Origin of the sequence: Paenibacillus rhizosphaerae (genome assembly GCF_014192015.1) — a bacterium.
Taxonomy (GTDB): Bacteria; Bacillota; Bacilli; order Paenibacillales; family Paenibacillaceae; genus Paenibacillus_AQ; species Paenibacillus_AQ rhizosphaerae.
In genome coordinates this window covers 1544166-1559374 of record NZ_JACHXJ010000002.1, presented here as the reverse complement: position 1 = coordinate 1559374, position 15209 = coordinate 1544166, and the positions used below count along the sequence as shown (strand labels likewise).

Sequence of the window (15209 nt, the reverse complement as noted above, 5' to 3'; positions counted from 1 at the left end):
TGCCTTCTTAACCATCGATCGCTTTCTCAGAATTCAGAACCCTGAAAATAATTGCCGAAATGCTGCCGAGCACCACAAATAACAGCAGCGATGCCGCAATCGAGTTACCGACCATGACGTCGTTTCGGAAGTGGTTCAGGATGTAAAGGTTAGGCGTCGTCGTTGAACTAAGCGGACCTCCCCCTGTCATCACCAAGGACAGTTCAAACTGCGAGATTTGCGCCGTGAATCCGGTAACCAGCAGATATAGAACCACATTGCGCATCAGCGGGATGGTGATGTACCCCATTTTCACGAATGTGCCTGCGCCTTCAAGCTCCGCTGCTTCATAATAGCTCTTGGGAATGTCGTGGAGGCCGGCAAGCATGATCAGGGTCGTAAGGCCAAAGCCCAGCCATACGGCAGGAGCCGCGATGCTAGGGAGCGCGCTTGCGACTTCCGCGAGCCAGGCTTTCGGTTCATACCCGAAAAGGCCGACGATATAGTTCGCCAGACCGCCGGCATAATCGAAAATGAATACGAAGATAACGGAAGCGACAATGCCGGAAATAATGGTTGGAATATAAATGGACGTCTTCACAAAGCTGGCAAACCCGGAACCCATATTTTTAATGATGTTCGCAAACAGAAACGAGATGATCAGCATCGTCGGAACGACCATGAACGCGAATTTCAGACCGACCCAAATCGATTCAAGGAACAAGTCGTCCGTCAGGACCATATAGAAGTTCTGGAAGCCCACAAAGGTGGATTCCTGATAAAAGCTCCAGTTATAGAAGCTGACTCTCAGCGCGTACACGAATGGAATGATCACGAATATCGTCAGCAAAATGACAATCGGGGCCAGCAGCAGATAGGCAACTGCGTTATCCTGCCGAAAATTTTTCTTTAACATGTAGTTCACCACCTTACGCTTTCGAATAAGGCAGCCATCCGGTATAACCAAGAGCGGCTCCCCGGATGGCTCCTGACATTATTGTTTGGGATTTGTGCCTGCAAGCTTGGATTTCGTAATGAAATCGTTAATGTCCTTATCCGCTTTCTCCAGCGCCTTGTCCACGGCTGTTCCCTTCATTGCCGATTCAATCGCGGTTGCAAGCGCGAAGCTGATGTCCCACGGATACACAGGCTCAGCTTTTGAATAGGGGATGACCTTTTCGGAAATCAGGGCGCGCCAAGTGTCTTTGGAGGCTTCCGGATCGGATTTCATGGCTTCATCCACCGATTTGCGCGGAGAAAACTTGGAAAACTGGGAGGTCTTGAAAAAGTCGATCATGATGTTGGGATCACCCGCCACCAAATATGAGATGAAATCGGCCGCCTGCTGAGGGTGCTTGGATTTGCCGTCTATCGCGAGTGACCAGCCGCCCAGTGTTGCGGTCGGTTTGGTCTGATCCCCGTCGATGGATGCCATTGGCGCCACTCCGACGTTATCGAGGATATTCTTGTACGTATTGCGCAGTTGGCCAATCGCCCAGGATCCGCAAATTTGCATGGCGATTTTGCCTTCCCCGAAAGGCTTGATGTCCGTGTACCCGGCCAATGCCTGCTTCGGCATCACACCGGATTGGTAAGCCTTCTGATAGAAATTGAGCAGGGATTTATACTCATCGTTGTTCACATCCGCTTTCGACCAATCCTCCGTCACGGCAAGATGGCCGGCCGCATTATACTGCAGTCCCCAGCTCGACCAGCCCAAATCCCCGGCCGTCTGGGCAATGGAGAGACCGAACACGCCTTTTTTCGTTAGCTTCTGAGCCGCGTCCAGCAGTTCATCCCATGTAGCCGGCGCTTTTTCCGGATCGAGTCCCGCCTCCTTGAACATATCCTTGCGATAAAATAGGACAGCAGACGGCTCTACCAGTTTGGGATAGGCATAGTACTTTCCGTTCACGGATACGAAGTCCTTCATGTTGTCGTACAGGTCGTCGAACGCCTTGGCGTCCATCAGATCGTTAAGCGCGAGGATCTGCCCCGTCTTGGCTGCATTCGCCACGTTACCGTAGTTGATGGTACGCACATCGGGTGCTTTGCCTGCGGCCTGGGCCGCCTTCATCTTCTGATCCCATGCGTCTCCCGGGACAATCGTCAGCTTGACTTCAACATCGCTTTGGGATTTGTTGAATTCGGCAACCCATTTTTTAAACCAAGCATCCGTCGTTTCTTCGAATTTCTGAGCCCAAAATTCAATCGTAACCTTCTCCCCGGGTTTGGCCGCGTCTCCTCCGCCTCCATTATTGGTTGCGCTTTCATCGTTGGAATTCGCAGTGGATCCGCTGCTTCCGGCACTGCCTGAACCCCCGCATCCCGTTACGAGCAGCGCCAGAATCAGCAAAGCGGATAACAGGACATTCCAGGATTTGAACCTAACACAATTTTTCTGCATAGGTGATGCCTCCCTTTTTAATGGTCATGCTATTTAAACGCATATCACGCTTAAACCGGGGTCACAGCCTTACATGTATCCGTTTTCATTTTTCCAGCGACGCCTTGAACCAGAAAACATTATAAGGATCCCACAAGGATAAGGTAAAATAGATCGTCTTGCCCCCATCCGCCGTGTAGCGGTCATTCATGAAAGGGGCGTACAAACCAGGATACTCCTCCGCTTTTACCAGGTCGAGCGCTTCTCCCCAGGGTCCCCAAGGCGTGAGACCCTCGCGGATAACGACACCCGTGCCTTCCTTCAGATACGTCATCAGCCATCGCTCCAGATAAGGATTCCATACCACGGACAGCTCGCCTGTGGTATCGTCCACCACGGTCTTGGCTGCGTTCATGTCAGAACTCCATACAGGATTGCCTTGTTTGTCATTGCCGGCGTAATACCGGTATTCTGCCATGTTCTCGATATGCTCTTCGTTCACTTTCATGAGCTTAACTCCCCCGTAGCGTCCCGAAGGAATACACCAGAAATAGACCTCGGTCCCGCCGTCAGACGTCTTCACCTTATACGGGCTTACTTGTATAAAATTGCTGTCTGCCGGCCATTTCAACCCGTCCAGCAGGGTCCAGTTCTCTCCACCATCCACCGATTTGGCCGCACTGCTGTAGTTGGTATCCCATTTGCCCGGATCTCCCCAGTGGTTGACCGACATGTAGTACAGATACAACGCCCCGCCTGCGGCAACGCCGTGGGTCGGAATTTTGGTCATCTCATCAAAATCAATCTTTTTGGAAGGGAGCAGCTCCTTGGCCGTGTCGATGTCATCTGTAATCATGCCGTCCAGCGTAATACCGTCCACTGGATCGCTGTCGGTCGTGTACCCGATCGTGTTGGACCGCCAGTAGCTGCCCCCTCCTCCGGTCTGGCCCTCAGGCCGTTCACCAAACGTGTCGCCGAACACAAAGTACGTCCGGTCTCCATCATTCATCATCGATCCAAGATCTGTACCGTAGACGGCATAAAGGTCGGTGTGATTTGGCGACTGTGCTCCTGTAATTTGGGAAACCTGCTCGAGCCCGGTGACTCCTTTCAGAAGGAAGCTCTTGCCTCGCGCCTCGAGCATTGGATTAACCTTGCTCCCGCCTCCGCCCATGCAGCCTGACAGGAGCAGGATGAAACATGAAGCAAGCAAAGCGGCTTTCCCTTTCAAAATGCGCTTCCTCCTCTTCCATGTGGATTACGGATTGGAATGCCCGAAAATGCGGCCCAGACTGTTCTGGTCAAAAGGCTTGGTATCCGGCAGCGGCAAACGCTGCTCCACCTTTGGCAGATCGGGGAACGGACGATGGGGCTCCGCCTGATACCAATAAGCCGTAGATGAAACGTCATCGCTGCGATGGTTGTTATGGCCGTGTTCGATCGTCACCTTGATGCTTTTGTCGAACATGATGGGGTCCAGAATATGATAGCGGTAGGTTGATATTTTCCCGCTCCAGTTCGGTCCTCCGCCAAGAATGATGCCATGATAAGGCGTGCAGACCTCCTGCTGCGGGCACCAAGCTGTATTAAAATAATCCTCCATGCCTGTTCCGTGCAAGGTCGGCGGCCAAGGCTCCCCGTCAATGAAGATCATGTCGTCGCCTTCGCCATACCAGTTCCACTCCCGGGTATCCCGCAGATTGTGAACATTGAAGTTGCAGCCGATATAATGCCCTTTGCCGACCGCATCCAATATGACGTAATTCCCGTCACCGGTCGTGTTCTTGCCTCCGAATTCGAAGAAGGCGTTATCGACCCCGTCGGCGATCCCGTCGGTCGGATTCTCCCGGTGCCACTGTGTGTGAAATCTCAGTTCTTCATCCGGTAGCCGGTCGTATTGCTCGTAGTCGATGTAGAAGTAAAATTTAATCGGGGAAGCAGCTTCGCTTTCGATGGTGATTCTCGCACCGTCCGCATACGGCATACGGAAGAAGCAGTTCAAGGCTTTACCGTCCTCCGGGCTCATCATCAATGCCGCCGAGGTGTAATTTTTGGTGATCCCGTGTCCCATGCCGAAAAAATCCCCGATCGGCGCTTCCACGCTCGGCTCTATCTCGTTGTCCCAATACATGCGAAGGACGATTTTGCGGGGAAGATATTTCTCCTCCACCGGGACATCGCTCGCCATCGTCATCCAGATATGCGTGATGGCCCCGGCGCCCTGCAGCCGGCAAATTTCGGTGTGGTCTCCGGGACGGATCGAGAAGTAGTCCTTATTGCCTCCCGTGCGGTCGTAGCTGGACTCTCGCATTCGTTTTCCGGATCTGCTTAGACTCAGTGAAGATAATTGGTTGTGAAGCTCCATCGGTAAGCACTCCTTATCAAGTCTTTTTGCTCGGGATTGTACGAAATGTTCCTCAATCCAAGGTGTGGAATCGATTGCAGTTTTAGTGAAAAATATTAGCGGAAACTTCAGCGGGAGTTGTTTGTTTTCATGGCCTTCAATCGTTTCATTACATCACTGCCGCCTCTTCCGAAGTAATCATGCAGTTCTTTATAATCGCTGTACAGCCTGTCATAGATCCGAACATTGGCCTCAATCGGCTTGAACGTTTCCTTACGAACACGCGCTATTTTTTCCGCTGCTTCCACAATGCTGCCGAAGCCGCCCTTCTCCGTGCCCGCGGCCACAGCTCCGAACATGGCCGCCCCGAAGGCCGCAGTCTGGGTTGTGTCGGCAATCTTGATCTCCCTTCCGGTCACGTCGGCGTAGATCTGCATCAGCAGCCGGTTGCGCTGCGGCAATCCTCCGCAAGCGTACAGTTCATCGACTTCAACGCCACCCTGGGTAAAAGCATCGATGATCGCCCGGGTTCCATAGGCAGTCGCTTCGAGCAGCGCTCTGTACATTTCCTCCGGCCTCGTCTGAAGCGTCAACCCAACGATCACTCCGCTGAGGTCGGCATCCATTAATACGGACCGGCTGCCGTTCCACCAATCGAGGGCCAGCAGTCCGCTTGCGCCCGGACTCAGCTTGGCGGCCTCGCGCTCCAGCCATTCATGGATCCCCATGCCCGCTTCTAAAGCCTGGCGCTTTACATCAATCGGTGCCGCTTCATTCACATACCAGGCGAAGATGTCTCCTACAGCGGATTGCCCGGCTTCATAACCATAGTAACCGGGGAGGATTCCGTCCTCCACAACGCCGGCAATGCCTTCGGCATGAACTTCATTGTCGCTTAGAATCAGGTGACAGGTTGATGTGCCCATGGTCAGAACCAGCTTCCCTGGCGTGACGACGCCGACGGCAGGCACCATCGCGTGGGCGTCGATATTGCCGACAGCGACTGCCGTACCGGGAATAAGCCCTGTCAAGGAGGCCATTTCGTCAGTCAGACCTCCGGCTCTTGTGCCCAGCGGCTTGATCGGTCCTCTCAGCTTGGTGTCCGCGAGCTGCTCCAATCCCGGATCAAGCGATTTCAGAAAATCCCGCGACGGGAAGCCGTCGCGCTTATGCCATACGGCCTTGTAGCCCGCGGTGCAGCTGTTCCGTACCAGCTCCCCCGTCATCTGCATGACGACCCAATCCACAGCTTCCATCAATAAATCCGTATGTCCATATACATCCGGTGCTTCATTCAGAATCTGCCATGCCTTGGCCAGCATCCACTCCGAGGAGAGCTTGCCGCCATAACGCGGAAGGAACTTCTCCTTCCTCTGTGCAGCTGCTTCGTTGATCCGGTTGGCCTCATCCTGTGCGGCATGATGCTTCCAGAGCTTTACCCAGCTGTGAGGATTATCCTTCCACTCCGCAAGCAAGCATAAAGGCGTCCCCTCGCTATCGAGCGGCATCATCGTACAGGCAGTAAAATCGATGCCGAGGCCGATCACCTGCTCGGGCTGCACCCCCGATTGCGAGAGTACCTCCGGAATCGATTGCCGCAATACGTCTATGTAATCTCTCGGATGCTGCAGCGCCCAATCATGCCCGAGCTTCTCACTTGTTTCCGGCAATTCTTCGTCAATGACACCGTGGGGATAAGGCGTAACATGGGTGGCCACCTCTTCGCCCGTAGACAGGTCTACGAGCAGGGCTCTTCCCGATTCGGTGCCGTAATCGATACCAATCGCATATCGCCGTTTCATTTGACCTCCTCCTATTTATACAACGGACCGTAAGCGGTACAAGCCCGGTAATCTGCTCCAACCGGATCCATTCCTCCGAATGCCGTCCAGGCGGTCGGCCTGAATATCCGTTCATCCGGTACATTATGCATGCATACCGGAATCCTTACCATCGAAGCCAGTGTCATCAAATCGCCGCCGACATGCCCATAGCTCATGGCAGCATGATTGGAGCCCCAGTTGCTCATAACCGAATATACATCCTTAAACAGCCCTTCGCCTGTCAGATTCGGCACAAACCATGTAGTCGGCCATGTCGGATTGCTCCGCTGATCCAGCACATCATGGACCTCATCAGGCAGTTCAACCGTGTATCCTTCCGCCAAATGCAGCACAGGTCCGACTCCTTCCACCTGGTTGATTCTGGCGATCGTTACTGGCATTCCTTCCCGTGTCGTGAAATCCGTGGAGTAACCGCCACCGCGGAAAAAATCAATGGCCGGGCACCACTTGACGGCATCAAGACAAGCCTGCACTTCCTCCTGGGAAATCTCCCAAAACGGCTTCATTGCAGGTGCCCCGTCTATGGACTGTCTTCCCGTGCCATCCAGCGCGGCAGGACCGGAATTGATTAAGTGGATCACACCTTCCGCTGCTCTGCCTTCAAGCTCCCGCCCCGTTACCCGCTTAACTGCCTCAGGGCTCCAGTACGTACGGACATCGGCAAACACTTGTGCGGCGTTCGTCAGCAGGTGGCCAAACAGCATTGTAACGCCGTTCAGGTTGTCATTTTCGGTGGCTAGGATATACGGCTCACGAATTCCGTTCCAATCAAAGGAAGAATTCAGAATGGCCTCCATGAAATCTCCTGTGGGGAAATAATCGGTCCACGCCCGCTGGCCTTGGAAACCTGCAGCAATGGCATGGTGCCCCAGCGCTTCCTCGCCGTAACCCATCTCTGCGAGCTTGGGATTTCCGACCATTAGATCGCGTGCGATCAGTGCCATTTTCGCTACAGTCTCCCAATCCTGCTTCTTCTGTTCAACCGTGCGCTTCAGATGCTCCGGGTTTACATCGGCTCCCGGCTTGCAATTTTCTTTGATCCACGTCATAGCGCGCTCATATTCCTCGTGGTCGTAAATGCCCAGCTCCATCCGGCGGACGAATTCCGTCATGTCCACGTATTCATTTCGCATGCCCAAATACTTCTGGAAGAAGGTTTCGTCCACAATGCAGCCTGCGATGCCCATCGACACCGTGCCCATGGATAAATACGATTTGCCCTTCATTGCAGCAACGGCAAGGCCGGATCTGGCAAACTGAAGCAGCTTCTCCTGCACATCCGGGGTAATCTCCGTATCGCCGATATCCTGGACGTCGCGGCTGTAAATGGAGAATGCGGGAAGACCTTTCTGATTATGCGCACCGAGTGCGGCGGCAAGGTATACCGCCCCCGGACGCTCCGTTCCATTGAATCCCCAGATGGCTTTCGGCCGGGTAGGGTGTGTATCCAGCGTCTCCATCGGATAACACCAGGAAGGAGTAACGGAAATCGTCAATCCAACATTCTCCCTGGCAAACTTCTCTTCGGTACGGGCGGCTTCAGCGACCCCGCCGATACAGGTATCCGCGATCACGCATTCCACGGGCAGCCCGTTGCTATGTCTCAATTGGTCCGACAAAAAAGCCGCCGTTCGGCGCGCCATATCCATCGTCACTTCCTCTAATGATTCGCGGATTCCGCCCCTGCGCCCATCCACGACCGGACGAATTCCGATCTTAGGCATATCACTCTGCAATCGATTGCAGAGTGGTGCGTCATTGCCCTTCACGTTTGCAGCCTCTCCTTTTTTCATTATCGCTCGATCACATTTTCAAGAAAGCCGGTTGACCTCATTACTGAAGATTTCATAAACCGGTATAGGCTTTGCTTCCTCATCACGAATCCGGCGAAGCAAAATTTCTCCCGCCTTTACTCCCATATCATAAGGATGCTGGTCGATATAATAAAGACCCGATTCCTTAAGTAGAGGACCCGCTTCCACTTCCCCAAAGGAAGCTACCGCCATGTCCCCCGGGATTCTCAGCCCGCTGCGGACGATTTCCAGCAGCACTCCTAGACTCATCCGGTTGTTCAGGGAAATGATCGCGGTCGGGGGCTTCTCGGCACTGATGAACTTTCTTACGGCACGAACTCCGTCTTCCGTCGAAAAATCACCGTTGTACACGATGGGTTCTGATTTCAATCCGTACTCTTTCATCGCCTTCAGGACGCCCATGTACCGTTCCCGTCCGGTACTGGATCTTGTCGGTCCATTAACGACCCCGATTCTCACATGACCGTCCTGCAGCAGCCGGGTCGTCAGACGCAAAGCACCTTCCGTGTTATCTTCCGCTACCAGGTCCAGATTCTGTCCCGCTTCATCCGAATCCAGCTTCCGGTCCACAAGGACAATCGGCAGCCTGGATTCAGCCAACTGCTTAATCATCAGATCATTCCCGCCGGAAGTGGCGAGCATGATCGCATCCACCCGCTTCTCCTGCAGAAGCTTCAGCAGACGTTTCTCCTTCTCCGGATTCTCATCGGAACTGCAGAACATCAGCTGGAATCCTTCGGGTCCCACAACATCCTCGACACCTTTGGATATTCCCATGAAATAAGGATTAGAAATATCGGGAATGATGACGCCGATCATGAACGTCTTATCCTGCTTCAGGCTTCTGGCAATCGCGCTTGGTTGATAATTGAGCCGATTGACTGCAGCCATAACCCGTTCCCTGATTTCTTCGCTGACGTAATCGCTTTCATTTAGGACCCGGGAAACGGTCGCCGTTGATACTTCAGCTGCTGCTGCCACTTGTTTAATCGTTGCTTTAGACAAACATCTTTCACCTCGAAACCTGAGCTTTATGACTATGTAATCGATTACGTAAACGATTACAGGTACAGATTACAAGATGATATGCCTTCCTGTCAACCCATTTTTTGATAATTAAATTAACATAAATTAGTGAAGGTATGGGTATTTGCCATAGAAGGTTTCAAGCTTAGAATCATTAACATAAATTTGTAATCTTTATCCGTATCCTCTTACCTAGCAAGGCAATGATTCTCCCTATACTATTTTCTGGAAGGTATAATTATTAATAACTACATCGTATTGTTCGAAATTTGATCGCTATAAAATTTTATTTTGAGATAATTTGCTAGAGGGTCCTTAATAGTCTCTATATCTTCTTTTTGTGCCATGTCCGTTATAATTGTAAATGCTGAGAAATTCTTGGGTAAAACAGGTGCGTTTAATATTTATCTCTTTACCGAGAACCCATGTCACGATGCTTCAATCCTCTAAAATTTTCACATTCTTAGCTGTCCTTCGCTGGGAATCCGCTATGCTCGGAAATTCAAATAGCTCGAATGCAACTTTTTGGCCCTCTTTAAGAAACCGAAAACCGTTTGGTAACCTAATTGGGTCTGGTAGGATATCACTAAAGTGAACAAATACATGGTTACCGTCCTGGCCGTCTAACATGATCCGCCCGTAACCTTTATCTTCTTTGAACCATTTGACAATACCCCATCGTCTTTCCCCCATATCGGGACCTCCTTTGTCGCTTATTAAATTATCACTGGAATTCGGCTATCGTATCCAATAGCTTAATGCCTCAATAGAATCTCAAGTTAATACTTCATATTTAGTCCAGCTATTGTTAGTTTGGACTGCTTTCTGCAGTTGACGCAACCCATTATTATTCAAACGATATCCAAGTATCATTTCTTTCGTTAAATCGATTACCAAAGGATCTCGCAATGCTTCTTCTACAGGTAAAAATCTAGCTTCAGCAACCTCATAACCATCGATACAAACAGTACCCGAAGTTACTTCCATTTCAAATACTAAGTATATTCCGTGTTCACTACCATTCGGAAGAGCTCTAATCCCATCTCTTAGACCAAGAAGGCTTTTTACTTTGGCTGTCAATCCACTTTCTTCTTGCACTTCTCTTATTGCGGCTTCCTGAAATGTTTCTCCTTCGTCAACAAAACCTCCTGGTAACATCCAGCGCCCATTATTTGCTCCATAAGTAACTTTTACAAGAAGAACATGACCATCTTCTACAATTAAACCAGCTGCAGTACAAGAGACATTCATCTCCACACTTCCACCAACTAATTTATGGTAAATTATAACCCATAACCATTATAGTGCTAAATAATTAAAACTTATGGTTTTATTCGAATTACCTTTAACAAAAGAAGGGCGATTATTAAGCATAACTGCCCGTTAGCTTAATGAAGCATTGTCAGTCTAATACTTTATTTGCCGAGTCTAACACTTTATTTTTCGATCTATAACTTTATTCTCTTTTGATATGTACGCATCGGAGGGCGCCATCGCGCCGCCCTCCGATTGCTTTTAATTTGTTGTGCCGGTCTCTTGGAGTTTTACTTCACGATGTAGCACTCACGGACCTGGGTGTTGCTCTTGGTATCGACATAGACTTCGTACGGACCGACCACATAGGTAGCGACGGCGTTGTTGTTGATGCTGTAGCTCTCCGTGTAATTCGTCGGGGTTCCCTCGAGATTGTTTTCCGTGACCGTGATCGTCAGACCGTTCTGGTTGCCTTTGAGCTTCTTGACCGAAGCCTTGACGGTAGCCGTCTTGGTCGTGACATGCAGCGGGAGAGATCCCACGCCTGAGTTCACATCGTCGCTCGGGGTCACGGTGTAGCTATACTCTTTCCCCTGCTCGAGGCCCTTGTCAAGATAGCTCGTACTGGTGATTTTATCGATCTTCACACCGTCCCTGTACAGGGTATAGGAAGTAGCGCCTGAGATTGGGGCCCATTCGATCCCGATTGCGTTCGCCGTCACGCTTTGAACACTAACCTGGATTTGGGCATTGGGGGCCATCGTCGGAACAGCGATATCGGTCCTCATGGTGGGCAGCTCAGCTTCGTCGCCCAGATAGAAGCTGGCGAACCCCATCTGATCGTAGCCGGTGTTCTTATTGGCCACGCCGTTGCGGTACATCGGGTCATGCATCAGCGTGCGGATGCCGTACTCGGTCGGCGACAAGGTCGTGACGATGGCCAGACGGTTATTGCTGGCCCGGAGAATGAGCTCCTCGCGCCAGTCTCCAAACATGTCGGCCTTGAGTGTAGGTGTGTTTTTATTGCCGGTCGACGTAAGGTCGGTCGCGAGATATGAGGATGTCTCGAAGGTCTGGTCGTTGACCGTGCTGATAGTGGCGCTGCTGACGGCCATGGCCGTCAGGCCGCCACCAAACCAGATGGCGTACTGGCCACTGCCCAAGTTTCTGCTGCCGTTCAGGAGCTCGCCGGTGATCATGCTCCTGGCGCCGTTCTGTGAGTATCCCTGGGCGCCGGGCCAGCGGTTAGAGAAGTTGCCGGCCACCGCACCCTCGGCGTCGCTACCGGCGTATACGCCGAAGATGAGTGAGTTTTCATAGATGATCTCGCCCTGCTCGTTCAGCCGCTTGCCCTTCATCGGGTCGTGAGCCTCCGGCCCGGGCAGCCATCCATACTGCCTGCCGTTGCGTATGTCGTCCAGCAAGTGCTCCTCGTTGCCGGACCACATGCGGATGTTGTTGTCCTTATCGACCGGAAGCAACGCGCTGCGGTCGCCATGGCGGAGAGGAGCCCACACATTCAGCTTGTTGTTCCGGACCGCGTCAGTGGCGAACTCAAAGCTGTTAGCAACCGGAGGGATGCTGTTCTGCCCTTCGATTGTCGGCATGATGTCGCCGTTGACTACCTTGGGCAGGATCATGGTCTTATCGGCGTTCAGGTCGAGGACCATGGCTTTCATCACGATCTCATCCCGTCCGTCGCCGTCGAGGTCGGCGGATTGGGTCTGATGGTTGCCGCGGTTCTGGTAGTCGTAGGCGGTGCCGCCCAAGGCCCAGTACCGCGGGTCAGCGGAGTCGAAGCAGGCCTGAAGGTTTACCTTTCCGTCCACAATGTTGTAGGCGGCGAAGGTCGTCCTTGCGTAGTAGCCGCGCTGGGAGACGGCGTAGTTGTTAACGCCATCAAGGGCGGCCACGACGCCGACGTAGCGGTTGGCGCGGTTGCCCTGCGCGTCTCCCCACACGGCCGCCTTCCAGGGATGCTCAAGCCAGTATGCCTCCTTCTCGGCCATGATCTGCGCTTTATAATCACTCGAAGAACTACCAGCGCCGGGGCCGGGGAATGCCAGATAAGAGAAATTGCCGCGCTGGGTCTCGGCCGTCATGGCCCAGTTCTCGCCGTCGACGCTGCCCTCGTAGGGGAAGGGATATTTGGCGCTGTCCACGAGCACGCCCTTGCCAGTGTCGGGGTCCCACTTAAAGGCCGAGAAAAATTCCTGGTCGTCTTTGGCGGGGCCGATCGGGCCGACGTGGTATGTCTTGATCCACCGTTTTACGGCCGGATCATTGATTCCGTCGTTACCACCTCCGGCTATCGGGCTACGGTAGGAGATGGTGAAGCTGTTAAGGAGCGCCCAGTAGGTATCGAGGGCCTGTTCGTTGCCGGTGGCGAAGTATTCCTTGAACTTGTCCGTGGTGGCATTCAGGCCGTCATCGCCGCCCACGACAGTGTTGAGAGTGTCCGGATAAATGACGGACTGCGACTCTTCGTCCCAGTTGCCAATACGGGTTCCTAGTGCGGTCTTGAGCATCAGCTCAGCCTTGCCGTCACCGTCAAAGTCTTGGCAGAACAAGGTGGTCTCATGGTCGTTGCCCGCTCTTACGTTATAGCCCATGTCGACGCGGAACAGCAGCGTGCCGTCCAGCTTGTACACGTCTATGTACTCGGGAGCGGTTGTGGTATTACTGCCACCAAATATCGGTTCGGAATACATGGGATCTTGCTGGGTACTGCGCCACTTCACGACGATCTCGTATTCACCGTCGCCGTCAAAATCGCCCACCGTCATGTCGTGGGTGGAGTAGGGGCTGCTTTGTGACGTATATATCGCGCCGGTGCTGGTTTTCGCGTAAGGGAGCTTGGTGCCGTAGTCCAGATCCTCGACGTATTTTATGAACTTGGCTTCCAGCTCGGCGAACAGGGCGTCGCTGATGATTCCATCAGTCCCGAGGGAATGGGTCGGCTGCCAGGTTTCATGGTTGTACCCGTTGAGCTTGTCGACCCATCCGCTCAGGTCCGTAACGCTGACCGGGGTCTTGTTGTCATGGGGTTCGCGGAAAGCCCTGAGCAAATCCATATCGACAACGTACCAGTTCTGGCCGCCCGTACCGGGGATAACCATGTTAGCCGTGGTTAGATTGGTACCCGGGCCAAACCTGTAGTCTCGGTAGATGAAGTGCGCGAGCGGCACCGGAGCCGGGGCCGGTTTCATCGGGATATATTGCACGGCGCCCCTGTTGGCCTGCCCCGAGCTTCCCGCCAAGGCCGACAACATGGGTACGGACATGCCCTGCCTCAACCCCTCAACGCCATGGATGACCGGCGCCACCTCATAGATGGATGTTATGAGGCCGTCCGGGTCGGTGTAGTTAGACGGGGTGACGTTTTCTTTCACAATTCCAGGGTTTGTCTCGTAGTTGCTCTCGGGCTGTACATCGCGGGGAGTGATGGTGGTGATCTTCACAAAGCCCGCGTCACCGTCTTTGCGGTAGACGTTCCAGGAGAGGCCATCGGGCTCGTCTCCCAGGAAGCGCCAACTCAGGAAAATGCCGCTGGGGACCTGGGCGGCGACCAAGCCGCGTGTCAGGTACTCCATCGGGCGCAGACTGGTCGCCGTATCATCGGCCTCGGCAGGGACGCTGAAGGCGAACAGCGACAGGCACATGGCCAGCGCCAGGGATACGAGTTTGTGCTGTGACTTTCGCATTTTTTCTTTCCTCCTTTAAGAGATTTGAACTGTCGGGTTTTTAGTTTGCATACATTCCTGAAACAACGATAATGAAAAAATAAAAAGACTTATACTTTGAATGCGCTTACAAAATAATCAATATAACCCCATTCCCCCCCTTTTTTCAGTTTTGTAACCCGTAATCCAAGAGATTGTCGATCGGAGCGAATCATACATGATGAAAATTCTTTTTACATTATAGTTTCAATAATCTGAGTTGAATATTGAAAAAACAGTCATTTTTTGTTCAAAAACCCGATTTCTTGTTTTCCTCTTTCTGCCCTGGTCTGACCCTTTATACTTTCGTCGTTATGATCTCCCCAGAGGAGGATCATCCTTACTTCATTTCGATTCCGAGTTGAGATCGGACGATATCGAAAAAGTTTCCACCCTGTGCGGGAAAGTCTTTTGTTATCGTACCTCAAGTCCGCTGATTACCTCTTTAATCCAGACATCGGCATCCAATCGGAAGCGAAACAGGCCTAAAAAACGCAGTTGATTCAAATCCCACTTAGATGGTTTCCCTACGGTAGACCGCCCTTCGTTGTAACGTATTATTTACTTGTCTATGGAGGGATTTTCACAGGTCTATTATTGGCTTCGAATGCTGCCGGATGTGGTAGTGATTTATATTCGTTTTATATGACCTTGAAGCATTGGAAACGGATTGCTTATGTCATAGATGATGAGGAACATGTGTATTTTCGTTTTCATGACAGTAGGGTTTATGCCATCTGTCCTTAAAATTAAGTAAAGGCAGCTGTCAAAAATAGACGGCTGCCTTCAACCTTCTTTATTTAGCTATCGTACCCGTTAGCGTATCGAAGTACACCGATC

The 15209-nt window shown here is 52.2% G+C and carries 10 protein-coding genes; all 10 read right to left on the bottom strand.

The annotated features are described in order from the left end of the window. Window positions 1-7: 7 nt before the first annotated feature. The gene (locus tag FHS19_RS15725; RefSeq protein ID WP_183582699.1) at window positions 8-895 is read right to left on the bottom strand and encodes a carbohydrate ABC transporter permease; all 888 of its coding nucleotides are present in this window, start codon (window positions 893-895) and stop codon (window positions 8-10) included. 78 nt (window positions 896-973) lie between these two features. Then, entirely contained in the window at window positions 974-2386 is a 1413-nt protein-coding gene (locus FHS19_RS15720) for an ABC transporter substrate-binding protein (RefSeq protein WP_183582698.1), read from the bottom strand. Between the two features lie 85 nt (window positions 2387-2471). After that, window positions 2472-3596 (bottom strand): glycoside hydrolase family 183 protein, encoded by a 1125-nt coding sequence (locus FHS19_RS15715; RefSeq protein WP_183582697.1) that lies wholly within the window; start codon window positions 3594-3596, stop codon window positions 2472-2474. Between the two features lie 27 nt (window positions 3597-3623). Then, complete coding sequence (locus FHS19_RS15710; RefSeq protein WP_183582696.1) at window positions 3624-4730, bottom strand: glycoside hydrolase family 172 protein; 1107 nt, start codon at window positions 4728-4730, stop codon at window positions 3624-3626. A 107-nt stretch (window positions 4731-4837) separates the two neighbouring features. Then, on the bottom strand, window positions 4838-6511 hold the full coding sequence (locus tag FHS19_RS15705) for a ribulokinase (RefSeq protein ID WP_183582695.1): 1674 nt from the start codon (window positions 6509-6511) through the stop codon (window positions 4838-4840). Window positions 6512-6522: 11 nt separating this feature from the next. Continuing rightward, entirely contained in the window at window positions 6523-8277 is a 1755-nt protein-coding gene (locus tag FHS19_RS15700; RefSeq protein ID WP_246426655.1) for an L-fucose isomerase, read from the bottom strand. An 87-nt stretch (window positions 8278-8364) separates the two neighbouring features. Then, window positions 8365-9372: a LacI family DNA-binding transcriptional regulator gene (locus tag FHS19_RS15695; RefSeq protein WP_183582693.1), complete on the bottom strand. Its 1008-nt coding sequence runs from the start codon at window positions 9370-9372 to the stop codon at window positions 8365-8367. Between the two features lie 459 nt (window positions 9373-9831). After that, complete coding sequence (locus FHS19_RS15690; protein WP_183582692.1) at window positions 9832-10086, bottom strand: cold-shock protein; 255 nt, start codon at window positions 10084-10086, stop codon at window positions 9832-9834. An 81-nt stretch (window positions 10087-10167) separates the two neighbouring features. Next, window positions 10168-10644, bottom strand: a complete 477-nt coding sequence (locus tag FHS19_RS15685) for an NUDIX domain-containing protein (protein WP_246426654.1) — start codon at window positions 10642-10644, stop codon at window positions 10168-10170. Between the two features lie 293 nt (window positions 10645-10937). Continuing rightward, window positions 10938-14351 carry a rhamnogalacturonan lyase family protein gene (locus tag FHS19_RS15680; RefSeq protein WP_183582690.1) on the bottom strand — a complete coding sequence of 1138 codons (3414 nt, stop codon included), beginning with the start codon at window positions 14349-14351 and terminating at the stop codon, window positions 10938-10940. Between the last annotated feature and the right edge of the window lie 858 nt (window positions 14352-15209).

Bases quoted from the DNA above. Each gene is read 5' to 3' on its own strand.
- FHS19_RS15685 (WP_246426654.1), bottom strand. From the start codon at position 10,644: ATGAATGTCTCTTGTACTGCAGCTGGTTTAATTGTAGAAGATGGTCAT.
- FHS19_RS15700 (WP_246426655.1), bottom strand. From the start codon at position 8,277: ATGCCTAAGATCGGAATTCGTCCGGTCGTGGATGGGCGCAGGGGCGGA.
- FHS19_RS15690 (WP_183582692.1), bottom strand. From the start codon at position 10,086: ATGGGGGAAAGACGATGGGGTATTGTCAAATGGTTCAAAGAAGATAAA.
- FHS19_RS15725 (WP_183582699.1), bottom strand. From the start codon at position 895: ATGTTAAAGAAAAATTTTCGGCAGGATAACGCAGTTGCCTATCTGCTG.
- FHS19_RS15680 (WP_183582690.1), bottom strand. From the start codon at position 14,351: ATGCGAAAGTCACAGCACAAACTCGTATCCCTGGCGCTGGCCATGTGC.
- FHS19_RS15705 (WP_183582695.1), bottom strand. From the start codon at position 6,511: ATGAAACGGCGATATGCGATTGGTATCGATTACGGCACCGAATCGGGA.
- FHS19_RS15710 (WP_183582696.1), bottom strand. From the start codon at position 4,730: ATGGAGCTTCACAACCAATTATCTTCACTGAGTCTAAGCAGATCCGGA.
- FHS19_RS15720 (WP_183582698.1), bottom strand. From the start codon at position 2,386: ATGCAGAAAAATTGTGTTAGGTTCAAATCCTGGAATGTCCTGTTATCC.